Origin of the sequence: Kitasatospora sp. NPDC051170 (genome assembly GCF_044455705.1) — a bacterium.
Taxonomy (GTDB): domain Bacteria; phylum Actinomycetota; class Actinomycetes; order Streptomycetales; family Streptomycetaceae; genus Kitasatospora.
In genome coordinates this window covers 43,594-63,453 of the sequence record NZ_JBITFA010000006.1, presented here as the reverse complement: position 1 = coordinate 63,453, position 19,860 = coordinate 43,594, and the positions used below count along the sequence as shown (strand labels likewise).

Annotated in this window: 16 protein-coding genes; 9 read left to right on the top strand and 7 right to left on the bottom strand. The window is 71.6% G+C overall.

All coding sequences use genetic code 11. From position 1 onward, the window contains the following. The first annotated feature begins 1 nt into the window (after nucleotide 1). From ACIBCA_RS15145 to ACIBCA_RS15115, 7 genes are all read left to right on the top strand, one after another. A complete protein-coding gene (locus ACIBCA_RS15145; protein ID WP_396283329.1) occupies nucleotides 2–1,831 on the top strand; it encodes a putative T7SS-secreted protein in 1,830 nt (609 codons plus the stop codon). 57 nt (nucleotides 1,832–1,888) lie between these two features. Then, nucleotides 1,889–2,470: a type VII secretion system-associated protein gene (locus ACIBCA_RS15140; protein WP_396283328.1), complete on the top strand. Its 582-nt coding sequence runs from the start codon at nucleotides 1,889–1,891 to the stop codon at nucleotides 2,468–2,470. Nucleotides 2,471–2,928: 458 nt separating this feature from the next. Further along, the gene (locus ACIBCA_RS15135) at nucleotides 2,929–3,099 is read left to right on the top strand and encodes a hypothetical protein (protein WP_396283327.1); all 171 of its coding nucleotides are present in this window, start codon (nucleotides 2,929–2,931) and stop codon (nucleotides 3,097–3,099) included. Nucleotides 3,100–3,169: 70 nt separating this feature from the next. Beyond that, nucleotides 3,170–4,072, top strand: a complete 903-nt coding sequence (nth, locus tag ACIBCA_RS15130) for an endonuclease III (RefSeq protein ID WP_396283326.1) — start codon at nucleotides 3,170–3,172, stop codon at nucleotides 4,070–4,072. Then, the gene (locus ACIBCA_RS15125; protein ID WP_396283325.1) at nucleotides 4,069–4,797 is read left to right on the top strand and encodes an NUDIX hydrolase; all 729 of its coding nucleotides are present in this window, start codon (nucleotides 4,069–4,071) and stop codon (nucleotides 4,795–4,797) included. Before nth ends, ACIBCA_RS15125 begins: the two co-directional genes overlap by 4 nt. Before the next feature lie 106 nt (nucleotides 4,798–4,903). Then, nucleotides 4,904–6,088 (top strand): MarP family serine protease, encoded by a 1,185-nt coding sequence (locus tag ACIBCA_RS15120; protein WP_396283324.1) that lies wholly within the window; start codon nucleotides 4,904–4,906, stop codon nucleotides 6,086–6,088. Nucleotides 6,089–6,288: 200 nt separating this feature from the next. Then, on the top strand, nucleotides 6,289–6,990 hold the full coding sequence (locus tag ACIBCA_RS15115; protein ID WP_396283323.1) for a metal-dependent hydrolase: 702 nt from the start codon (nucleotides 6,289–6,291) through the stop codon (nucleotides 6,988–6,990). A gap of 86 nt (nucleotides 6,991–7,076) precedes the next feature. Here ACIBCA_RS15115 and ACIBCA_RS15110 read toward each other — a convergent pair whose 3' ends face one another. The 4 genes from ACIBCA_RS15110 to nhaA all read right to left on the bottom strand — a co-directional run bounded on the left by ACIBCA_RS15110 (nucleotide 7,077) and on the right by nhaA (nucleotide 10,751). Next, the gene (locus tag ACIBCA_RS15110) at nucleotides 7,077–7,286 is read right to left on the bottom strand and encodes a hypothetical protein (protein ID WP_396283322.1); all 210 of its coding nucleotides are present in this window, start codon (nucleotides 7,284–7,286) and stop codon (nucleotides 7,077–7,079) included. Nucleotides 7,287–7,425: 139 nt separating this feature from the next. After that, nucleotides 7,426–8,547 carry an alpha/beta fold hydrolase gene (locus ACIBCA_RS15105; protein WP_396283321.1) on the bottom strand — a complete coding sequence of 374 codons (1,122 nt, stop codon included), beginning with the start codon at nucleotides 8,545–8,547 and terminating at the stop codon, nucleotides 7,426–7,428. 88 nt (nucleotides 8,548–8,635) lie between these two features. Next, nucleotides 8,636–9,112: a phage holin family protein gene (locus ACIBCA_RS15100; protein ID WP_396283320.1), complete on the bottom strand. Its 477-nt coding sequence runs from the start codon at nucleotides 9,110–9,112 to the stop codon at nucleotides 8,636–8,638. Nucleotides 9,113–9,335: 223 nt separating this feature from the next. Further along, nucleotides 9,336–10,751, bottom strand: coding sequence for a Na+/H+ antiporter NhaA (nhaA, locus tag ACIBCA_RS15095; protein WP_396283319.1), 1,416 nt, complete (start codon nucleotides 10,749–10,751; stop codon nucleotides 9,336–9,338). 305 nt (nucleotides 10,752–11,056) lie between these two features. Between nhaA and ACIBCA_RS15090 the strand changes: the two genes are divergently transcribed. Next, nucleotides 11,057–12,289: a serine hydrolase domain-containing protein gene (locus ACIBCA_RS15090; RefSeq protein WP_396283318.1), complete on the top strand. Its 1,233-nt coding sequence runs from the start codon at nucleotides 11,057–11,059 to the stop codon at nucleotides 12,287–12,289. A 127-nt stretch (nucleotides 12,290–12,416) separates the two neighbouring features. Here the strand turns inward: ACIBCA_RS15090 and acs are convergent, their stop codons facing one another. The 3 genes from acs to ACIBCA_RS15075 all read right to left on the bottom strand — a co-directional run bounded on the left by acs (nucleotide 12,417) and on the right by ACIBCA_RS15075 (nucleotide 18,387). Beyond that, complete coding sequence (gene acs / locus ACIBCA_RS15085; RefSeq protein WP_396283317.1) at nucleotides 12,417–14,372, bottom strand: acetate--CoA ligase; 1,956 nt, start codon at nucleotides 14,370–14,372, stop codon at nucleotides 12,417–12,419. Between the two features lie 199 nt (nucleotides 14,373–14,571). Continuing rightward, complete coding sequence (locus tag ACIBCA_RS15080; RefSeq protein WP_396283316.1) at nucleotides 14,572–16,944, bottom strand: SulP family inorganic anion transporter; 2,373 nt, start codon at nucleotides 16,942–16,944, stop codon at nucleotides 14,572–14,574. 435 nt (nucleotides 16,945–17,379) lie between these two features. Continuing rightward, nucleotides 17,380–18,387, bottom strand: coding sequence for an ATP-binding protein (locus tag ACIBCA_RS15075; protein ID WP_396283315.1), 1,008 nt, complete (start codon nucleotides 18,385–18,387; stop codon nucleotides 17,380–17,382). A gap of 220 nt (nucleotides 18,388–18,607) precedes the next feature. On the opposite strand from ACIBCA_RS15075, the gene ACIBCA_RS15070 reads away from it, so the two are divergent. Further along, nucleotides 18,608–19,498: an oxidoreductase gene (locus tag ACIBCA_RS15070; RefSeq protein ID WP_396283314.1), complete on the top strand. Its 891-nt coding sequence runs from the start codon at nucleotides 18,608–18,610 to the stop codon at nucleotides 19,496–19,498. The last annotated feature ends 362 nt before the right edge of the window (nucleotides 19,499–19,860 follow it).

Below are 19,860 nucleotides of genomic sequence, written 5' to 3'. Positions count from 1 at the left end.
CGTGGGCTTCCTCGACGACGCCCTGGAGACCATCGACGAGGCCGTCGACAGCACGACCAAGGCCCTGGCCAAAGGCGTCCAGAAGGGCGGGCACCTCGCCGGCGACCTCCTCGACGACATGGGCCTGCACAGCGCCGGGAAGACCGTCAGCGGCTGGGGCGACGACGCTGCCGACTCGGCCGGCCTCAGGGTCGCCGAACGCAGCCTGGACGAGAGCGACGATCCCTCAGAATTGCTGCACGGCGACGCCAAGCGGCTGAACGAGGTCGCCTCGCACCTGAAGAAGTTCCACGACGCGTTCGACAAGGCCGGGCAGGGCCTGAAGCGCCTGGACACCGACCACTGGACCGGGCAGGCCGGCGACAACTTCCGCAAGGCGTTCGACCCCCAGCCCAAGCAGTGGCTCGCGGCGGCGGACGCCTGCGGGAAGGCCGGCAGCGCCCTGGCGGCCTACGCCCACACCGTCGGCTGGGCACACGAGCAGGCGAAGGAAGCGGTCCGGCTGTGGAAGGAGGCCAAGAAGAAGGCCGAAGCCGCGATGAACGCCTACGTGCACCAGGTGAACGCCTACAACGCGGAGGCGAAGGCGTGGAACGCGACCCCGCCCGACCAGCGCAAGGGCGCCGCGCCGGTCGACCCCGGTAAGTTCACACCCCCTGCGGACGTCGTCGCGCAGTTCAAGGCGGCGGAGGACAAGCTGTCCGCCGCACGGACCCAGCGGAACTCCGCCGCGCGCACGGCACTGGCGACGATCAAGGTGCTCGTGGAGTACGCGCCCCCGCTGCCCAGTTCCACCGAGATGGCCAAGGCCGGAGTCCTGGACGCCGCCTCGGGGGGCCCGGAAGCCCTCTTCCACTTCGGCGGGGGAATCCTGAAGAGCGCCGTCGACCTCGAAAAGCTCCTCCGGGGCGTGAACCCGCTCGACCCGTACAACATCACCCACCCCGCCGAGTACGCCACAGGGCTGTCCGGCCTCGTCTCCGGCCTGGAAATCGCCGTCAACAACCCGGGCGAAGCCGTCAAGAGCATCGCCGGCAGCGGCTGGGGATCCGACCCGGCCGAAGCCGGCGGAAAGCTCTTCGGCAACCTGCTGCTCGCTGCTGGCACTGGAGGCGGCGGCACGGCCACCACCCTCGCCGAACGGGAAGTCACTGCGGTGGCTGAGAGCGCGGCCGAGAAGGCAGCTGCAGACGCCGCGAAGGAAGCGGCTGAGAAAGCGGCCATGGAGGCAGGCAAGGAGGCGGCTAAGGAAGCGGCCGCAAAGGCCGCCTGGGAAAAAGAGCTGGCCGGTCTCCCGCCAGAGCTACGGAAGCTCCGGGAACTTGAAGGGCAGAGCGTAGCGGAGTGGCCGAAGGACCCCTTGAAATCGGCCGCAAGCAAGGATGTCGATCTTTCTGACATGCAGTATGCGCCAAAATGGCGAACGACGAATGAGGACCTCTACCGCTTCGACAATAGGAGTCCGGAAGAAATCTTCACTCCCGACGGTGGATTCCATCCACGGGCGAACGACTACAACAACATCTATGGCTATGCAAGTGCTAACAGGGGCTCAGTTTTTGTAGGCACGACTCGCGATCCGGTAAATGCCATCGGAACGGGCAAGCCTTGGCGTTATGACATCGATGCCGGAGGTGGAATCGATGTCAATGCCACACTCCGCCAGCATAGCCCTTTTTCGGAAGAGCTGGAAGTCGTCTTTCCGGGCGGGGTCAATCTTGAGAATATCAAAGGCGCCTGGCAAATGCAGGAAGGCAAGCCGGTTCAATACGTCGAGAATCCCTACTACCGGCCAGAGGTGGGGAGGAATTCTGGCGGACATGCACCCTAGCGATTCGGATGTCGCGATAGTATGGTGCGAGGGTGCCTGGAGAGATAGGTGGCAGGGATGGCGGACGGCAAGGAGCCAGTGCTCACCAGAGCTATGCGTGCCGAGGCTCGGAAGCGGCCAGGGCAGTGGCTTTACTCGGTAGACCCTGGCTTTGACCCAAATGAAAAGGTTCCACCACAGGGTATTGTGGGGGCATGGCGGATCGACCGCGATGGCAATGTGGCGGAATTCATAAAGAATCCAAATTATATGCCTTCGCTGATGGTGCTCGGATTGACTCCGCCTGCTAATGATCTAGAGAACAAGCTCCAGCTGACGGCGACCGGGTACTACAGCGAGAAGCGGTTTGCAGCCGCACTTCTGAATGCGGAGCTGCTTGTCTATACTGGCTCGATTTGGCGGGGCCCTGCCGCAGTCGTCGGAGAAGATGGCGGCAAAACCATCGACGGCTGTACATCGCTCGAATATGTCCCGCAAAGATGGCCGGGCGCAGTGCCGGTTCCTGTCCGCCTACTGGCTGAAATTCCAGGATCGATAGACCTGCGCATCAACCCTGGCAGCCGAGTGACCGTGACTATTCCACTTGAAGATCTGCGGGCGGTCGCGGAAGCGATGGTAAATGATGGGGATGGAAGTTGAACGCTGCAGAAAGAATTCCGACCGGGGAGCAGTATGACGATGCGCAGGCTTTTGTAATCGATTGTCTGCGGCGCAATTCTTCTAGGCTGGCGTCATGTGAGGCTGATATTATTGCGGCATTCCATGCGTGGTCTCAGGTTATGCAGAAGAATCTAGCGCGAACCGAATTGGCGATGAAGAGCGGCGACTTTGAGCGGGCTGTGCACTCATGGGCCGTTGTGCTGGACGGTATTTCGCTCTGGGTAGCACGCTCCGACTTCCCGCCGTCTCTGTATGCCGACGCGTACGCGGCGCGCTATGGGGGCTGAACTCCATCCGGTTTCGAAGAGCTATTTGTGCCAGGTTGTCTAGGATTCACATGTGAGTGCTCGGGTGGAGGTGGGCTCACGTGTGCTGATTCCGCTTCTACCCTCCTGGCAGTCGTCCGGTTGCTTGCCCAGAGCATGTACCACTTCGTCATGCTCGCCGCCGACGTACCTCGCCTGATTCAGGTCGGCCCGGCCGCGCACCTCTTACATGAGGTGCCGAACTCCGACCTGCGGGTGCACGGCTCTGGCAACTGGCGGGCCTTCACCGAGGATGAGACGGTCCGCGCCGCCGTCGAGGACCTGATGGCTGCTGCCGGTTGACCGGAATGGTTCGTTCACCGGCCGGTGGAATGCCGCCCGTGCGGTCGGCTTCGCGGCGTAGCCTTCGTGCATGGCAGAGAGCAAGGTCCGGAAGGCGGCGGCGTCGAAGCCGGGCGTGAAGATGGCTGCGTCGAAACCGGGGAAGCCGGAGTCGCATCTGGCGATGGTGCGGCGGGCGCGCAGGATCAACCGGGAACTGGCGGAGTTGTATCCGTACGCGCATCCGGAGCTGGACTTCGACGACCCCTTCCAGTTGCTGGTGGCCACCGTGCTGTCGGCGCAGACCACCGACCTGCGGGTCAACCAGACCACCCCGGGTCTGTTCGCGAAGTATCCGACGCCCGAGGACATGGCGGCGGCGAACCCGGAGGAGCTGGAGGAGATCATCCGCCCGACCGGGTTCTTCCGGAACAAGGCGAAGTCCCTGATCGGGCTGTCGATCGCCCTGCGGGACGAGTTCGGTGGTGAGGTCCCCGGCCGCCTCGCCGACCTGGTGACCCTGCCCGGGGTCGGCCGCAAGACCGCCAACGTCGTCCTCGGCAACGCGTTCGGCGTGCCAGGCATCACCGTCGACACCCACTTCGGGCGGCTGGCCCGTCGGTTCGGGTGGACGGCGGAGGAGGATCCGGTGAAGGTCGAGGCGGCCGTCGCCGAGATCTTCCCGAAGTCCGAGTGGACGATGCTCTCCCATCGGGTGGTCTTCCACGGCCGCCGGATCTGCCACTCCCGGAGGCCCGCCTGCGGCGCCTGCCCGATCGCGCCGCTGTGCCCGTCGTACGGGGAGGGCGAGACGGACCCGGAGAAGGCGGCGAAGCTGCTCAAGTACGAGATGGGCGGGCAGCCCGGACAGCGGCTGCGCCCGCCGGCGGACTTCCCCGGGGAGGCCGCTGCCCGCGCGGACGCCGCCGCCCACGAGGGGCGGGCCGCCGACCTACGAGACGGACGAACCGAAGGAAGCGGGGGCCGCGCATGACCCGGGGCATCGAGCGGGACGGCCTGCCGACGTGGCTGGAGCCCGTACGGGAGGCCGCCGAGCGGGTGCTGCCCGAGCAGCTGAGCCGCTTCCTGCCGCCCACCGAGGGCGGCCGGGCGGCGGCCGTGCTGATGCTCTTCGGCGAGGGGCCGGCCGGGCCGGACCTGCTGCTGATCGAGCGGGCCCGCTCGCTGCGCTCGCACGCGGGCCAGCCGTCGTTCCCCGGCGGCGCGCTGGACCCGGAGGACGGCGACCCGGCGGGCCCCGGCCCGATCGCGGCGGCGCTGCGCGAAGCCTGGGAGGAGACGGGCCTGGACCCGGCCGGGGTGCAGGTGTTCGCCGAGCTGCCCCGGCTGTTCATCCCGGTGAGCCGCTTCGTGGTGACCCCGGTGCTGGGCTGGTGGCGCGAGGAGTCGCCGGTGCGGCCGGTGGACCAGGGTGAGACCGGCGCGGTGTTCCGGGTGACGATCGCCGAGCTGGCGGACCCGGCGAACCGGGTGCGGCTGCGGCACCCGTCCGGGCACGTCGGCCCGGCCTTCGCCGTGGCCGGGCGGCTGGTATGGGGGTTCACGGCCGGGGTGATCGACCGGGTGCTGCACCACAGCGGTCTGGAGCTGCCCTGGGACCCGTCCAGGATCGTCTCCCTCTCCGACGAGGCCCTCGCCCTGGTGCAGGGCGACCTCGACCACTCCCGGGCGCTGTTGGGCGAGGCCGGCGCGTCGTGACGGGCGGCCGGCGGGCGTTTCCCGCGGGCACCCGTTCCCGCCGTGGCGGCGGGGAGCACCGTGGTCGGCGCCACCGTACGGGCTCCGTCCGTGGGAGGGTGTCGGAGTGAACGTCCTGGATGTGCTGCTGATCGCCGCTGCCGTGGGATTCGCCGTGTCCGGCTACCGGCAGGGTTTCGTGGTCGGAATCCTGTCGCTGGTCGGCTTCCTCGGCGGCGGCCTGCTGGCCGTCCAACTGCTGCCGCTGCTGCTGGACCACCTCAGCCCGGGCACCACGGCCTCGGTGGTGGCCGTGGTGGTGGTGATCGTCTTCGCCGCGATCGGCCAGGCCGTCACCGCGCACTTCGGCTGGAAGCTGCGCGGCCACATCGAGCGCCGCCCGGCCCGGGTGATCGACGCGACCGGCGGCGCCGCCGTGAACGTGCTGTCGATGCTGCTGGTCGCCTGGCTGATCGGTTCTGCGCTGGCCGGAACGTCCCTGCCGACGGTCTCCAAGCAGGTCCGCTCCTCGAAGATCCTGGCCGGCGTCCAGGACGCGCTGCCGGGCGACGCCCCGAACTGGTTCTCCGACTTCTCCAAGGTGCTCGCCCGCAACGGCTTCCCGCAGGTGTTCAACCCCTTCGAGCACGAGCCGATCACCCAGGTCGACATCCCCGACCCGTCCCTGGCCGCCAGCCCGGCGGTGGCGAAGGCCAAGCAGAGCCTGGTCAAGGTGGTCGGCACCGCGACCTCCTGCGGCAAGACCCTGGAGGGCAGCGGCTTCGTCTTCGCCCCGCACCGGGTGATGACCAACGCCCACGTGGTCGGCGGGGTCGACGAGCCGACCGTGCAGATCGGCGGCGTCGGCCAGCTCTACGACGCCACGGTGGTCCGCTACGACTGGCAGCGCGACATCGCGATCCTGGACGTGCCCAAGCTGAACGCCCCGCCGCTCGCCTTCGCGGGCGAGGCGAAGACCAATGACAGCGCGATCGTCGCCGGCTTCCCGGAGAACGGCGCCTTCAACGTCCAGCCCGCCCGCATCCGCGGCCGCATCCAGGCCAACGGCCCGGACATCTACCACCGCGGCCAGGTGGTGCGCGACGTCTACTCGGTGCGCTCGGTGGTCCGTCAGGGCAACAGCGGCGGACCGCTGCTCACCCCGGACGGCCAGGTGTACGGCGTGGTGTTCGCCAAGTCGCTGGACAGCGCCGACACCGGGTACGTGCTGACCTCCGCCGAGGTGCGCGAGGACGCCGTGCTGGGCGGTGAGGCGACCACCAAGGTCGACACCCAGGGCTGCGCGCTCTGAGCTCCGGAGGTTCGGCGGGCGGTTCGGCCGGCGGCGCGAGCGGCGGCGTGAACGGGGCCTGAGCGGCGGCGTGAACGGGGGCCACGGCCGCGCTTCCCGTCGAACCGTCAGTCCGCCCTGGTAGCCTCAGCCGCGCCTCACCCGTTCGGCTCAACCGGGTGCCGTCCCGGAGTGAGCGATCGGGAGGTCGTGGCAGTCCGATGATGGGTCACTCGCACGCGGTGAGCGGGGCGATGCTGTACGCGGCCTCGGCCCCGTTCCTGCCCCCGCTGCTGCTGCACACCACGCTGCAGCCCGCGGACATACTGATGGGCACGGTGCTGTGCGCGGGCGCGGCCCTGCTGCCGGACCTCGACCACCACGACGGGTCGATCGCCAACTTCCTCGGGCCGGTCTCCAAGGCGCTCTGCCGCTTCGTCGCCTGGATCTCCGGCGGGCACCGGCACGCCACCCACTCGCTGCTGTTCGTCGCGCTGATGGGCGCCGGCACCTGGGCGGGCGTCACCTTCGTGGGCCGCTGGTTCACCCTCTCGGTGACCTTCTTCCTGCTGGCCCTGGCGATCAGGGCACTGCGGCTCTGCCCGCCGAGCAACGGACCGGAGGCGTGGATCACCGTCATCGGGCTGGCCGCGCTGGGCACCTTCGGGATGAACACCTGGATGCCCAGCGCACCCGGCTGGCTGCCGTACGCGGTGGCGCTGGGCACGCTGGCGCACCTGCTGGGCGACTGCCTGACGAAGAAGGGCGCGCCGCTGCTGTGGCCGCACAAGGAGCGCTACGAGATCGTGCTGATCAAGCGCAGCGGTAACAGCGTCGAGACCAAGGTGCTGGTGCCGATCATGTCGGTGGCGACCTTCGTCCTGCTCTGGTTCACGGCGCTGTCGCCGACGATCGTGAACTGAGCGACAGGGAATCGAGCAGCGGAACCGAGCAGCGGGGATCCGAGCAGCCGGGATCCGAGCGGTTGTGAAGTGGGCGGCGCGGGGCCTCAGGTCTCGCGCCGCAGCCGCGCGCCCACCCAGCGGGCGCGCCGGCCGAGGATGCTGGAGATGCCGAGCTGGCGCTGCGCGCCGCGCTGGGGGTGTTCGGCTCCGTCGAAGCCGAGCTCGTCCGCCCAGTCGGGGCGGTGGGTGGAGCGCTGGGGGCTGTTGTGGCGTCGGCCGCTCGAGGCGCCGCCGCGATCGGGCATCCAGGTCATACCGGAAGGGATGCCCCTGGGCCGGTCGGGGTAACCGCCCAGGGCGTGTCGAATGTGGCCTATGCGCTTGTCATATGAGCGTCATGTCCCGGCAATATCAGGGGAGTTGGGCCCGACGATCCTTCCGTCCGGCCCGCCCTCACTCCTTGTGCCGGCCCACCCAGTCCAGGAGCTCCGCGGTGAATTCCTCCGGCGCCTCCTCGTGCGGGAAGTGCCCCACCCCCGGCAGCAGCCGCCAGCGGTACGGCGCCGCCACGTACTCGCCGCCGCCGAGCGCGGTGTGCGACAGCAGCACCGGGTCCGCGGCGCCCTGGACGTGCAGGGTCGGCGCGGTGATCGGCTTCTTCATCCGCCGGGCGAACTGGATGCCGTCCGGCCGCGCCAGCGACCGCAGCAGCCAGCGGTACGGCTCGATCGAGCAGTGCGCGGTGCTCGGGATCTGGATCGCCTGCCGGTAGGCGTGCACCGACGCCGCGTCCAGGCCGTCCGGGCCGGTCCACTCCTCGAGGTAGCGGCCGACCAGCGCGGCGTCGTCCGCCACCAGACGGCGTTCCGGTATCCACGGCCGCTGGAAGCCCAGCACGTGCTCGAAGGCCGCGAACTGGCGACGGTCGGTCAGCAGGGCCCGGCGCAGGTCCCGGGGGTGCGCGGCGGACACCACGGTGAGGCTCTGGATGACGGAGGGCCGCATCACCGCGGCCACCCAGGCCAGGGTGCCGCCGGAGGCGTGGCCGACGAGGTGCGCCCGGCGCTCGCCGAGCGAGCGGATCACCCCGGTGATGTCCAGGGCGAGGTTGCCCGGGTCGTACCCGCGCGGGGTGCGGTCGCTGCCGCCGATGCCCCGCAGATCCAGTGCGACGGCCCGGTAGCCGGCCTCGGCCAGGGCCGTCAGCTGGTGGCGCCAGGCCCACCAGTACTCGGGCCAGCCGTGCACCAGCAGCACCAGCGGGCCGGAGCCCAGTTCGGCGATGTGGAAGCGGGCGCCGTTGGCCGCGAGGTCGCGGTGCGTCCACGGGCCGCCCTGCCGGATGCTCCACGCCTCGGCGGCGCCGCCTGCTGCGCGGCCTGCCGGGCCGTTCGCGGAGGCGGCTCCGGAACCGGCCCCCGTTCCCGTCCCCGTCCCCGGGGCGGAGTCGAGGCCCGAGGCGAGATCCGTGTCGAGGCCCGTGTCGAGGCCCGTGTCGTGACCCGGGGCGTGGTCCGTCGTGCGGCCGGAGGCGGCGGACGGGCGCGCGGCTGGGGGCGTCTGGTCGAGCGGCATACCGAGAGCGTGTCACATCCGCGCGTCGCGGACGCGCCCGGCACTCGCCATCGGCGGGTCCGGGCGCGCTGCGGGTACCGTCCGGTGGTTACGGGATGCGGCCCAGGCCCCGGTCGATCTCTTCCTGGGTGGCCGGGCGCGGCCGGGCGTTCTTCAGCACCTCGGCGGTCTTCTGGACACCCTCGATGGTGCGCTCGGGCTTCTGGATGCGCTTGAAGAAGCGCACGGCCACGAACCCGACCACCCCGGCGAGGATCAGGTGCAGGACGGCCGAGAGCAGGAACGACCAGCCGAGCGGCACGCCCATCCAGTGGAAGGCGAAGGCGATCGCGATGCTGATCATCGGGATGGCGGCGAGGGCGAGGACACCGGCGACGGCGATGAAGACCCCGCCGGAGACGCCGCGCTTCACGTCCGCGCGGATCTCGGCCTTGGCCAGCGCGATCTCGTCGTGGACCAGCGCGGACAGGTCGGCGGTGGCCGCGGCGAACAGCTGCCCCACCGAACGCTCGCCCTCGTGGGGCGCCCGGCCGTTGCTGGACGGGTCTGCGGCTCCTGCGGGCATCAGCGGTTCTCCTCTGCGGCTGTGCGGCGTGACGCCGCCGGGTGGTGCGGGGTCCAGGCGCCGGTGGGGGCTCCGGAGGCGTCAGTGGATTGTCGACAGCTCAGAATCATGCCCTTAGCGGTCAGTCGGACACCACTCCGGGGCCCCGCCGGAGTGGTGCGCCGCGGCGGCGGCAAGGCCCCGTGACGGCCCTGGGGCGGCCCTGGGAGGGCCCTGCGGGGTGTCAGCGGGCCGCTGCGGGGCCGTCGGTGGAGCCCTGGGCGCGCTGGGCACTGCTGCGGGCCCGCCAGGCCGGGTCGTCCGCCTGGTAGACGTCCGGGACGCCGTCGCCGTCCGTGTCGCGCTCCTCCTCCGCGCACAGCTCGCGGTAGTGCCGGTTGCGCAGCTTGAGCAGGACGGTGGCGACGGCGGCACAGAGCAGCGAGCCGACCAGGACGGCCGTCTTGGACCGGTCGGCGAGCGCCAGGTCGCCCGGGAAGGCCAGCTCGCTGATCAGCAGCGAGACGGTGAAGCCGATGCCCGCGAGCACCGCGACGGAGAACAGGTCGGCCCACTTGAGCTGCGGGTTCAGCTCGGCCCTGGTGAAGCGGGCGGCCAGCCAGGTGCCGCCGAATATGCCGACCGTCTTGCCGACCAGCAGCCCGATCACGATCCCGAGCGGGGCGGCCTGGGTGAACACCTCGCGCAGCGCCGGGCCGGAGATCGTCACCCCCGCCGCGAACAGCGCGAACACCGGGACGGCGAGGCCGGCCGAGAGCGGGCGCACCAGGTGCTCGATGTGCTCGCCGGGGGAGTGCTCCTCGTCGCCCTCCCGGTGGCAGCGCAGCATCAGGCCCATCGCGACGCCCGCGACCGTGGCGTGGACGCCGCTCTCGTGCATCAGCGCCCAGACCACGACGGCCAGCGGTACGAACAGGTACCAGCCGTGCACCCCGCGCCGGTGCAGGAACCAGAACAGCACCAGGCCGGCGAAGGCCAGGCCGAGCGCCCAGAACCTGATGCCGGAGCTGTAGAAGACGGCGATGATCAGGATCGCGATCAGGTCGTCCACCACGGCGAGGGTCAGCAGGAAGGCGCGCAGCGCGGACGGCAGGTGGCTGCCGACGACGGCCAGCACGCCGAGCGCGAAGGCGATGTCGGTGGCGGTCGGGATGGCCCAGCCGCCCGGGTGGCCGCCGCTGCCGGAGTTGACGAGGGCGAAGAGGATCGCGGGCAGCGCCACCCCGCAGACGGCGGCGATCACGGGCAGCAGCGCGGCGCTGGGGGTGCGCAGCTCGCCCGCGACGAACTCGCGTTTGAGCTCGATGCCGGCGACGAAGAAGAAGATCGTCAGCAGGCCGTCCTTGGCCCAGCCGGCGATGGTGAGGTCGAGGTGGAGCGGGCCGGAGGGGCCGATCCTGAAGTCGAGCACGCTCTCGTAGGCGTTCGGCCAGACGTTGGCCCAGATCAGCGCGATCACGGCGGCGCCGAGCAGCAGCATGCCGCCGACCGTCTCGGTGCGCAGGGCGTCGGTGATGAAGGCGCGCTCGGGGAGGGACAACCGGCCGAGCAGCTGCCGGCGTCGGGTCGTCGGCTCGTGGACGGGCGGCTGGTCGGTCACGCGGGACCTCCTGGGGGCTGGGAGCGGCAACGAACGCATGCGTGATGCGGTTGCCGACCAGACTTCCCGGCGCGCCCTGTGACGCCCGTTTCCCTGCGTGGGGGCCTTGATGCGTCCTTAGCAGTCTACGGGACGTTCGGGTGACGACCGGATCATCCTATTCAAGGATTTAAGCCCTGGAGGCGGGTTCTGCACCCGGGGGGAGCAGAACCGTGGCACCCGAACGGCCCTCGCCGCGTGCAGTCGGGTGAACGCGTTCCTATCGTCGGTCGCAGGCGCCGCCCGGCCCGGGCAGGCGTTCTCCCCACTCACCACGTCCCCCTCTCGTCGCTGGAGGCACGACCATGCCCGGTGGTGGCACCACCACGCCCGAACCGCCGCTGTTATCCGAATGCGGTGACATTCCCGCCGACATCCCCGCCGATCTCGGCAGGGTGCTCCGCCCGCTGTTCCGCGCCTCCGCCCCCGGCGGCGGCGTCGCCGTCGCGGTGATCCGGGGCGACGAACGGGCGGTCGCCTGCCGCGGGCACGCCGACCGCTCCGGCGAGCAGCCCGTCCGGGCCGACACCCGGTTCGAGCTCGGCTCCGTCACCAAGACCTTCACCGGACTGCTGCTCGCCGAGATGGCCGCCCGCGGCGAGGTCCGGTACGACGATCCGATCGACCGCTACCTGCCCGCCGGCGCCGTCCCGGGTTACCCGTACGAGCGGCCGATCACCCTGCTCCACCTGGCCACCCACACCTCGGGGCTGCCCCGGCTCCCGGTCGGCCTGCTGCCGGCCGCCGCCCCGCGCTGGTTCACCCGCCCCTACGCCACCTTCGGCCCGACGCACCTGCTCAGGGCGCTGCCCCGGACCCCGGTCCGCGGCACCCCCGGCACCCAGGTGCGCTACTCCAACCTCGGGTGCGGACTGCTCGGACTGCTGCTCTCCAACGCGGCCGGCCAGCGGTACGACGACCTGCTGGCCGCCCGGGTCTGCGGGCCCCTCGGCCTGATCGACACCTCCTGCGGGCCCGGCCGGGAGGGCACCGCCGGGTACCGGCGCGGCCGGTGGGTGCCCTCCTTCCGGCTGCCCGCGCTGCCGGGAGCGGCGGCGCTGCGCTCGACGGCCGACGACATGCTCCGCTACCTCCAGGCCCACCTGTCGCTGGACGCCGTCCCGCTGCCGGAGCGGGCCGACGCGGCGGCGCTGCGGACGGCGCTCGGCGAGGTCCGCCGCCCCAGGGCCGGGCGGCTCCGGGGCGGCGGGACCCGGATGTGCCTGGGGTGGAAGCAGCGCCCGCTGGCCGCCGAGCCCGATCGGGAGGGGCCGGACGGGCTGAGGTCGGACGGGGTGGGGCCTGACGGGGTGGGGCCTGACGGAGCGGAGAGCGAGGCCGAGTCGGACGGGCTGGTGTTCCACACGGGCTCGACCCGGGGGTTCACCGCCTTCATCGGGTTCAGCCCCCGGGCCCAGGTGGGGCTGGCGGTGCTGGCGGGCGCCCGCTCGCTGCGCGGCCGCGGGGTGGCGCAGAGCGCCTTCGAGACGCTGCGCACCCTCGCCGCCGACCGCCGCCCTGCGGAGGCCGCGGATTGATGGATTGACGGATTGACGGGTCCACCGGCGCGTCTCTCGACGTGCCCGCCCCGGAAGGTGGCCCCGGACGCGACGGTGCCCCGGGCGGAGGTCTCCACCCGGGGCACCGTCAGGTCCTGAGCCCTGCTCAGCCCTCGGTGCCGGCCGGCGGCAGCTGGGCCTGGATCTGGCTCATCACCGTGCTGTCGGCCAGGGTGGTGGTGTCACCGACCTCGCGGCCCTCGGCGATGTCGCGCAGCAGGCGGCGCATGATCTTGCCGGAGCGGGTCTTCGGCAGCTCGCCGACGACCTTGATCTGCTTCGGCTTGGCGATCGGGCCGAGCGTGCGGCCGACGTGGGCGCGCAGCTCGTCGACGAGCTCGGGGGTCTCGGTGACGCCCCCGCGCAGGATCACGAAGGCGACGATGGCCTGGCCGGTGGTGGCGTCGGTGGCGCCGACGACGGCGGACTCGGCCACGGACGGGTGCCCGACCAGCGCCGACTCGACCTCGGTGGTCGAGATGTTGTGGCCCGAGACGAGCATGACGTCGTCGACCCGGCCGAGCAGCCAGATGTCGCCGTCCTCGTCCCTCTTGGCGCCGTCACCGGCGAAGTAGCGGCCCTGGAAGCGCGACCAGTAGGTCTCGATGTAGCGCTGGTCGTCGCCCCAGATGGTGCGCAGCATCGACGGCCACGGCTCGGTGAGCACCAGGTAGCCACCGGAGCCGTTGGGGACCTCGTTGGCCTCGTCGTCGACGACGGTGGCCGCGATGCCCGGCAGGGCGCGCTGGGCGGAGCCCGGCTTGGTCTCGGTGACGCCCGGCAGCGGGCTGATCATGATGGCGCCGGTCTCGGTCTGCCACCAGGTGTCCACGATCGGGGTCTTGCCGGCGCCGATGTGCTCCCGGTACCAGATCCACGCCTCGGGGTTGATCGGCTCGCCGACGCTGCCCAGCACCCGCAGCGAGGACAGGTCGAACTTCGCGGGGATGTCATCGCCCCACTTCATGAAGGTGCGGATCGCCGTCGGCGCGGTGTAGAGGATCGTCACGCCGTACTTCTGGACGATCTCCCAGAACCGGCCCTGGTGCGGGGTGTCCGGGGTGCCCTCGTAGATGACCTGGGTGGCGCCGTTGGAGAGCGGGCCGTAGACGATGTACGAGTGCCCGGTGACCCAGCCGATGTCGGCGGTGCACCAGTAGACGTCCGACTCGGGCTTGAGGTCGAAGACGGCGTGGTGGGTGTAGCTGGCCTGGGTGAGGTAGCCGCCCGAGGTGTGCAGGATGCCCTTGGGCTTCCCGGTGGTGCCCGAGGTGTAGAGGATGAACAGCGGGTGCTCGGCCTCGTGCGCCTCGGGGGTGTGCTCGGTGGACTGGCGGGCGGTGATCTCGTGCCACCACACGTCCCGGCCCTCGGTCCAGGCGATGTCCTGCCCGGTGCGGCGGATCACCAGGACGTGCTCGACGCCGTCGACCTTGGTGAGGGCCTCGTCGATGGCGGGCTTGAGGGCGGAGGGCTTGCCGCGGCGGTAGCCGCCGTCCGCGGTGATGACCAGCTTGGCCTGGGCGTCCTGGATGCGGGAGGCGACGGCGTCGGCGGAGAAGCCGCCGAAGACCACCGAGTGGGTGGCGCCGACGCGGGCGCAGGCGAGCATCGCGACGACCGCCTCGGCGATCATCGGCAGGTAGACGGCGACGCGGTCGCCCTTGCGGACGCCGAGCTCCAGCAGCGCGTTGGCGGCCTGGGAGACCTCGTCCTTGAGCTGGGCGTAGGTGATCGAGCGGCTGTCGCCGGGCTCGCCCTCGAAGTGGACAGCGACGCGGTCGCCGAGGCCGTTCTCGACGTGGCGGTCGACGCAGTTGTACGCCACGTTGAGCTTGCCGTCGGCGAACCACTTGGCGAAGGGCGGGTTGGACCAGTCGAGGGTCTCGGTCGGCTCGACGGCCCAGTCCAGGCGGCGGGCCTGCTCGGCCCAGAAGCCCAGACGGTCCTCGGACGCCTGCGTGTAGGCGGCCGCGGTGACGTTGGCGGCCGCGGCGAGCTCTGCCGGCGGGGCGAAGCGCCGCTCCTCCTTGAGCAGGTTGGCCAGGCTCTCGTTGCTCAACGCGCACTCCTCATCGAGTCATGATCTGGGGCGATCCCGTGCGTGGGGATTGTCCCGTGTGTCCCAGCGCACAGCTCACCAGGCGAACGGGGCAGTTGACAAGAGGCTCCTGGTAATTGGTGTAGACCTTTGACCGAGGATCGAACGGCCGCCCGGGTGGCGCCCCACGTGGGGCGGGATCGTCACCCGGGCGGTTTTCTCACGCGGCCAGCTCGGGGCCCTCCGTTCCGGAGCGGCACTCTTCGGGGACGGGACCGGGCTCGGTCGCCCTCACCCGTTCGGCCGACACCCCTGCGGGGCGGGCCTCGACCGGGCTGAACGTCCCGGCGGCGCGGTCGAGGACGTACGCCTGGGCGGTCGCGAAGTCGAAGTACATCCCGACCAGCCGCAGGCTGCCCTCCTCCACCCGCCGCTCCACCGCCGGATTCGCCATCAGGTGGTCCAGCTGCTGGACGACGTTGGTGAGGCAGAGCTGCTCCGAGAGGTCCACCACCGGCCGGTCGGCGAAGTCGGCGGGCGCCTGGCGCAGCCGTTGCAGCGAGCCCCGGCCGTTGCGCAGCCAGCGGGTCAGCGGGGTGGGCGGACCGGGGCGCTCGTGCACCCCGTCCAGCAGGGCCTTCATCGCGCCGCAGCCGGAGTGGCCGCAGACCGTGATCGAACGGATCTCCAGCGACTCGACGGCGTACTGCACCGCGGCCGCCACGGAGTCGTCGGCGGCCCCCGGTTCGAAGGGCGCGGGCACCAGGTTGCCGACGTTGCGGACGGTGAAGAGGTCCCCGGGGCCGCTGTTGGTGATCATGCTGGTGACCATCCGCGAGTCCGCGCAGGTCAGGAAGAGCTGGGAGGGCGTCTGACCCTCCCGCGCCAGCCGGGCGAGCTCGGGGCGGATCAGCGGGGCGGTGTGCTGCTGGAACACCCGGACGCCGTCCAGCAGCCGGCCGTGCGGGTCCTCCTGCTGTTCGATGCAGTGGTGGCCGACCCAGGGCGTCCAGGCCCGGCAGCGGTGCGGGCCCGGCGAACTGCCCGCGCGCACCGTGCCGTCGGGGTCGAGCACCTCGTCGTCCTGGCGCCGCGTCACCATCGAGACCCGGCCGCCCGTGCCCTGGTGTGCCGTCCGCCAGCCGTGCAGCGTCTCGTACGCGGCGTGGTCCAGGAAGGAGCCGTCGTGGACCACCGTGACCGCGCTGCCGGCGCGGACGCCGGCCAGTGCCCGGCTCAGCCGGGGGACGGCGGCGAAGGTGAGCGGGCCGTGGGTCTGGACGGTGACGGAGCCGTCGGAGCCCGTCTCGACGTCCACGTGGGCGCGGGTCAGCCGGTAGAGCGCGAGCAGTACGGCGGTGCCGGCGCCGAGCGCGACGCCGCCCAGCACGCCGAGGCCCACCACGCCGAGCACGGTGACCAGGTACACCGGGAACTCCCGGTGCCGGTGCACGTTGCGGATGTGCGCGAAGCTCACCATCTGCAGCCCGACGACCAGCACCAGCGCGGCCAGGGCGGACAGCGGGATGAGGCGCAGCCCGCCGGTCAGCGCCAGCGCGGCGACGAGCACCCAGACGCCGTGCAGCACCGAGGACCACCGGCTCTGCCCGCCCGCCCGCACGTTGGCGGTGCTGCGGACGGCGCCGCCGGCGATCGGCAGCCCGCCGACCAGCCCGCTGACGAGGTTGGCCAGGCCCTGTCCGCGCAGTTCGCGGTCGAGGTCGCCGGTGCGGTGGGACATCCGGTCGACGGCGACGGCGGACAGCAGCGACTCCACGCTGGCCACGGCGGTGACGGTGAGGACGGCGGCGAGCACCCCGGCGAGTCGGTCGTGCGGCAGGGCGAGCGCCGGCACGCCCGGCGCCCAGGCGGGCAGTTCGATGTGGGCCACGTGCAGATCGAGGGACAGGGCGAGCGCGGTGGCGGCCGCGACGGCGGCCAGCGGGCCGGGCACCCGGGCCAGTGTGGCGCCCAACCGGCCCGTGCGGCCCGGTAGTCGGTCCAGCCGGGGCCAGGCCAGCAGAACGGTCACCGTCACCGCGCCGATCAGCATCGCGGCCGGGTGCGGGCCGGCCAACTGCCCCGGCAGCGCGAGGAGGTTGGCGACCGCGGAGCTCTGCGGGGAGCCCCCGAGGACGACGTGCAGCTGCGCGATGGCGATGGCGAAGCCGACCCCGGCCAGCATGCCGTGCACGATGGCGGGCGAGACGGCGAGCGCCGTACGGGCCACCCGGCGTGCTCCGAGCAGGAGTTGGAGGAGTCCGGCGGCGGCCGTGATAGCACAGGTGGCCTGCCAGCCGTACCGGGCGATGAGCCCGGCGGTGATCACGGTCAGCGCGGCGGAGGGGCCGCTGACCAGGAGCGGGGTGCCGCCGAACAGCCCGACCACGATTCCGCCGACGGCCGCCGCGGCCAGCCCGGCGGTGAGCGGGGCGCCGGTGGCGAGGGCGATGCCGAGCGAGAACGGTACGGCGATCAGGGCCACCACCAGGGAGGCGGAGGCGTCCCGCGCCCAGCGGGCCCGCCCGCCGCCCGGCGGCGCGTGGTCGGTGGTGTCGGAGGCGTTGGGGGCGATGGAGATGTCGAGGGTCATGGTCTTCCCGTCTGTCCGGTGAACGAACGCAGTCAGGTCCGGTGGTGAGTCCGGGGTGCGGCTCGGGGCGGATCGGCTGTCGTGGGTCGCGACGGTGTGGCGGGATGGCGTGGGCTCGGCGGGGAGTGCGGGTGTTCACCGGCCGGCGTCGACCATCAGGGCCCGCAGGAGCCCGGGCGAGCTGCGGGAAGTCTCGCCGGAAGGGCCGCTGGACGGACCATCAAGACTCGGTAAACCGAGGGTAATGAAAGCTTTGCACAGCGTCATTCGGAGAGGGAAGCGGAAAAGCCGCGATTCACCCCATTGGGTGGTGGTCGAACCGTTGCGGATCTGCTCGCGACGGCGGACGGGCGGGGCGCGCAACGGCGAACGGGCCGCGGCCGGCCCCGGAGGGGGTCGGCCGCGGCCCGTTCGAGCCGGCTGGGGTGCGAGTGATCAGGCCGGGGCGCCCGCTGGGGCGGGGCGCGTGGATCCGGGTGCGAACTCGCCCAGGACGAAGTCCTCGTCGACCTGGGTCGCGAGGTCGATGCCGACCTTGGCGTTGGCCCAGCTCTCGGCGTTGCGCCGGTGGAAGATCACGGCCTGTTCGGTGTAGCGCCGCGCGTCGCGCAGCCCGTACGCCGCCTCGACCTCGGTGCGCAGCTCCTCGAGCACCGCCCGGTTGGCCGGCTCCAGGGACTTGAGGGGCGGCTCGGCGCCCTGCTCCAGTCGGCGCACCCAGTCGGACTGCCCGAAGGTGGTGAGCAGGTCGCCGCCGACCTCGCGGCGCAGGAACGCCAGGTCGTCCGGGCCCTGGACCTTGTTGCCGATCACCCGCAGCTGCACCCCGAAGTCCCGGGCGTAGTCCCGGTACTGGCGGTAGACGGAAACGCCCTTGCGGGTCGGCTCGGCCACCAGGAAGGTCAGGTCGAAGCGGGTGAACAGGCCGGAGGCGAAGGAGTCGGAGCCGGCGGTCATGTCGGTGACCAGGTACTCGTCGGGGCCGTCCAGCAGGTGGTTGAGCAGCAGTTCCACCGCGCCGACCTTGGAGTGGTAGCAGGCCACCCCGAGGTCCTCCTCGGCGAACGCGCCGGTGGCCAGCAGCCGGACGGAGCCCTCGTCCAGTGCGATCGGGCGGGCGCAGGCGGCGTAGACCGGGTTCTCCTCGACGATCCGCAGCACGCGCGAACCGCGGCCGGGCGGCGTGGTCTTGATCATCTCGTCGGCCGAGCGGATCAGCGGGTTGGCGCCGCGCAGGTACTCCTTGATCTCCGGCAGGTGCGCGCCCAGGGCGGGCAGCTCGGCGGCCTGAGCGTCCGTCAGGCCGAGTGCGGGGCCGAGGTGCTGGTTGATGTCGGCGTCGACGGCGATCACCGGGCGGCCCGAGGCGGCCAGGTGGCGGATGAACAGTGCGGACAGGGTGGTCTTGCCACTGCCGCCCTTGCCGACGAAGGCGATCTTCATCTGGGACTCCGGCTCTCGCTCTGGGCCCTCGCTGGGGGCCGCCTGCTCAGGGGTCGCAAGCGGAGGCTGCGCCCCTAATTGGAAATCGTTATCGTCTCCGTTAGGCGTCATGCTATCCGGGGTTTGGGTGCCACCGGGGGAGGGAAGTGAGGATTGCCTCTAACGGGTGATGCGGGGTTGCTGTTCCGGGAGGGGCGACCCGTTCATTACTCTCGGGTAGGTGAGCACTGGAACTGATCCCCTCGCCCCGCTGGCCCAGCTCCCCGGGGTGCCCGACGCCGTGGCCGAGGTGCGCAAGGCCGTCGACCGGCTCTACGGTCACCGGGTGATGCGCCGCCGGGCGGCCGAGGTCACCTCCGAGTCCGCGCTGCGCGGAGCCCGCGCCTCGGCGGCCCTGGCCGGCGCCGACTGGCCGCTGGAGGAGGTCCGGCGCCGCAGCGACTTCAGCGCCGACCCCGAGGCCCGGACGGTCGGCGCCGCCCTGCGGATCGCCGCCGAGGCGGGCCAGCTGCTCAGCATCTGGCGGCACTCGCCGCTCCAGGTGCTGGCCCGGCTCCACCTGCTCGCCGTCGGCGACGGCGACCCGGGCGCCGGCCGCCCGCGCAAGGCGGGGGAGGGGGCCGAGGAGTTGTTCCCGCTGGAGCTCCGGCCCGTCGAGAGCGTCTCCGTGGAGCCCGTCGACGGCCCGCTGCCCGCACTGCCGCCCGCGCCCGGCGCGGAGGAGGTCGCGGCCCGGCTCGACCAGCTCTCCCGGCTGCTGGTGGCCCGCGCCGAGGGCCAGGGCGTCGGCACGCCCGCCCTGGTGGTGGCCTCCGTGGTGCACGGCGAGCTGCTCGCGCTGCGCCCGTTCGGCTCGCACAACGGGGTGATCGCGCGGGCCGCGCAGCGGGTCGTGCTGATCGCCGAGGGCCTCGACCCGAAGTCGATCTGCCCGGCCGAGGTCGGCCTCGCCGAACTCGGCACCGTGGCCTACCGGCGGGCCCTCGCGGGCTACCTGTCCGGCACGGCGGAGGGGATGGCGGCCTGGATCGCCCACTGCGGCGCCGCGCTGCGGCTCGGCGTCCGGGAGTCCACCGCGGTCTGCGAGGCGATGCAGCGCGGCATGGTCTGATCCGGCCGCGCGCGTCGGTCGCGCTCTTCGGCCGCACATGTGAATGCGGCGGCACCTGATCCTGCCGGGTGCCGCCGCTGGTGCAGATGTCGGGTGACCAAGCATGCACCGGAAGTGCCGATCAGACGGGGATCTCATGCCCGTTCGTCTGGTCCGGCGGCCCGACAGCGGGTCGGCTGCATGTGGGTGCTCGGCGATCTACACGCGGTCCGTGGGGCCTTAACTGCGTTGTCGGTTCGACCTCTTCGGTCCTGACCGGGTCTCGCGGGCCGTGCTTCATTTGTATCGCGTTTCGGGCGAAAGGGGAACCCGAAAGATGAACTAAGCGGTGATTGCCCGATTTGTGACCTTTTGGGGGCGCG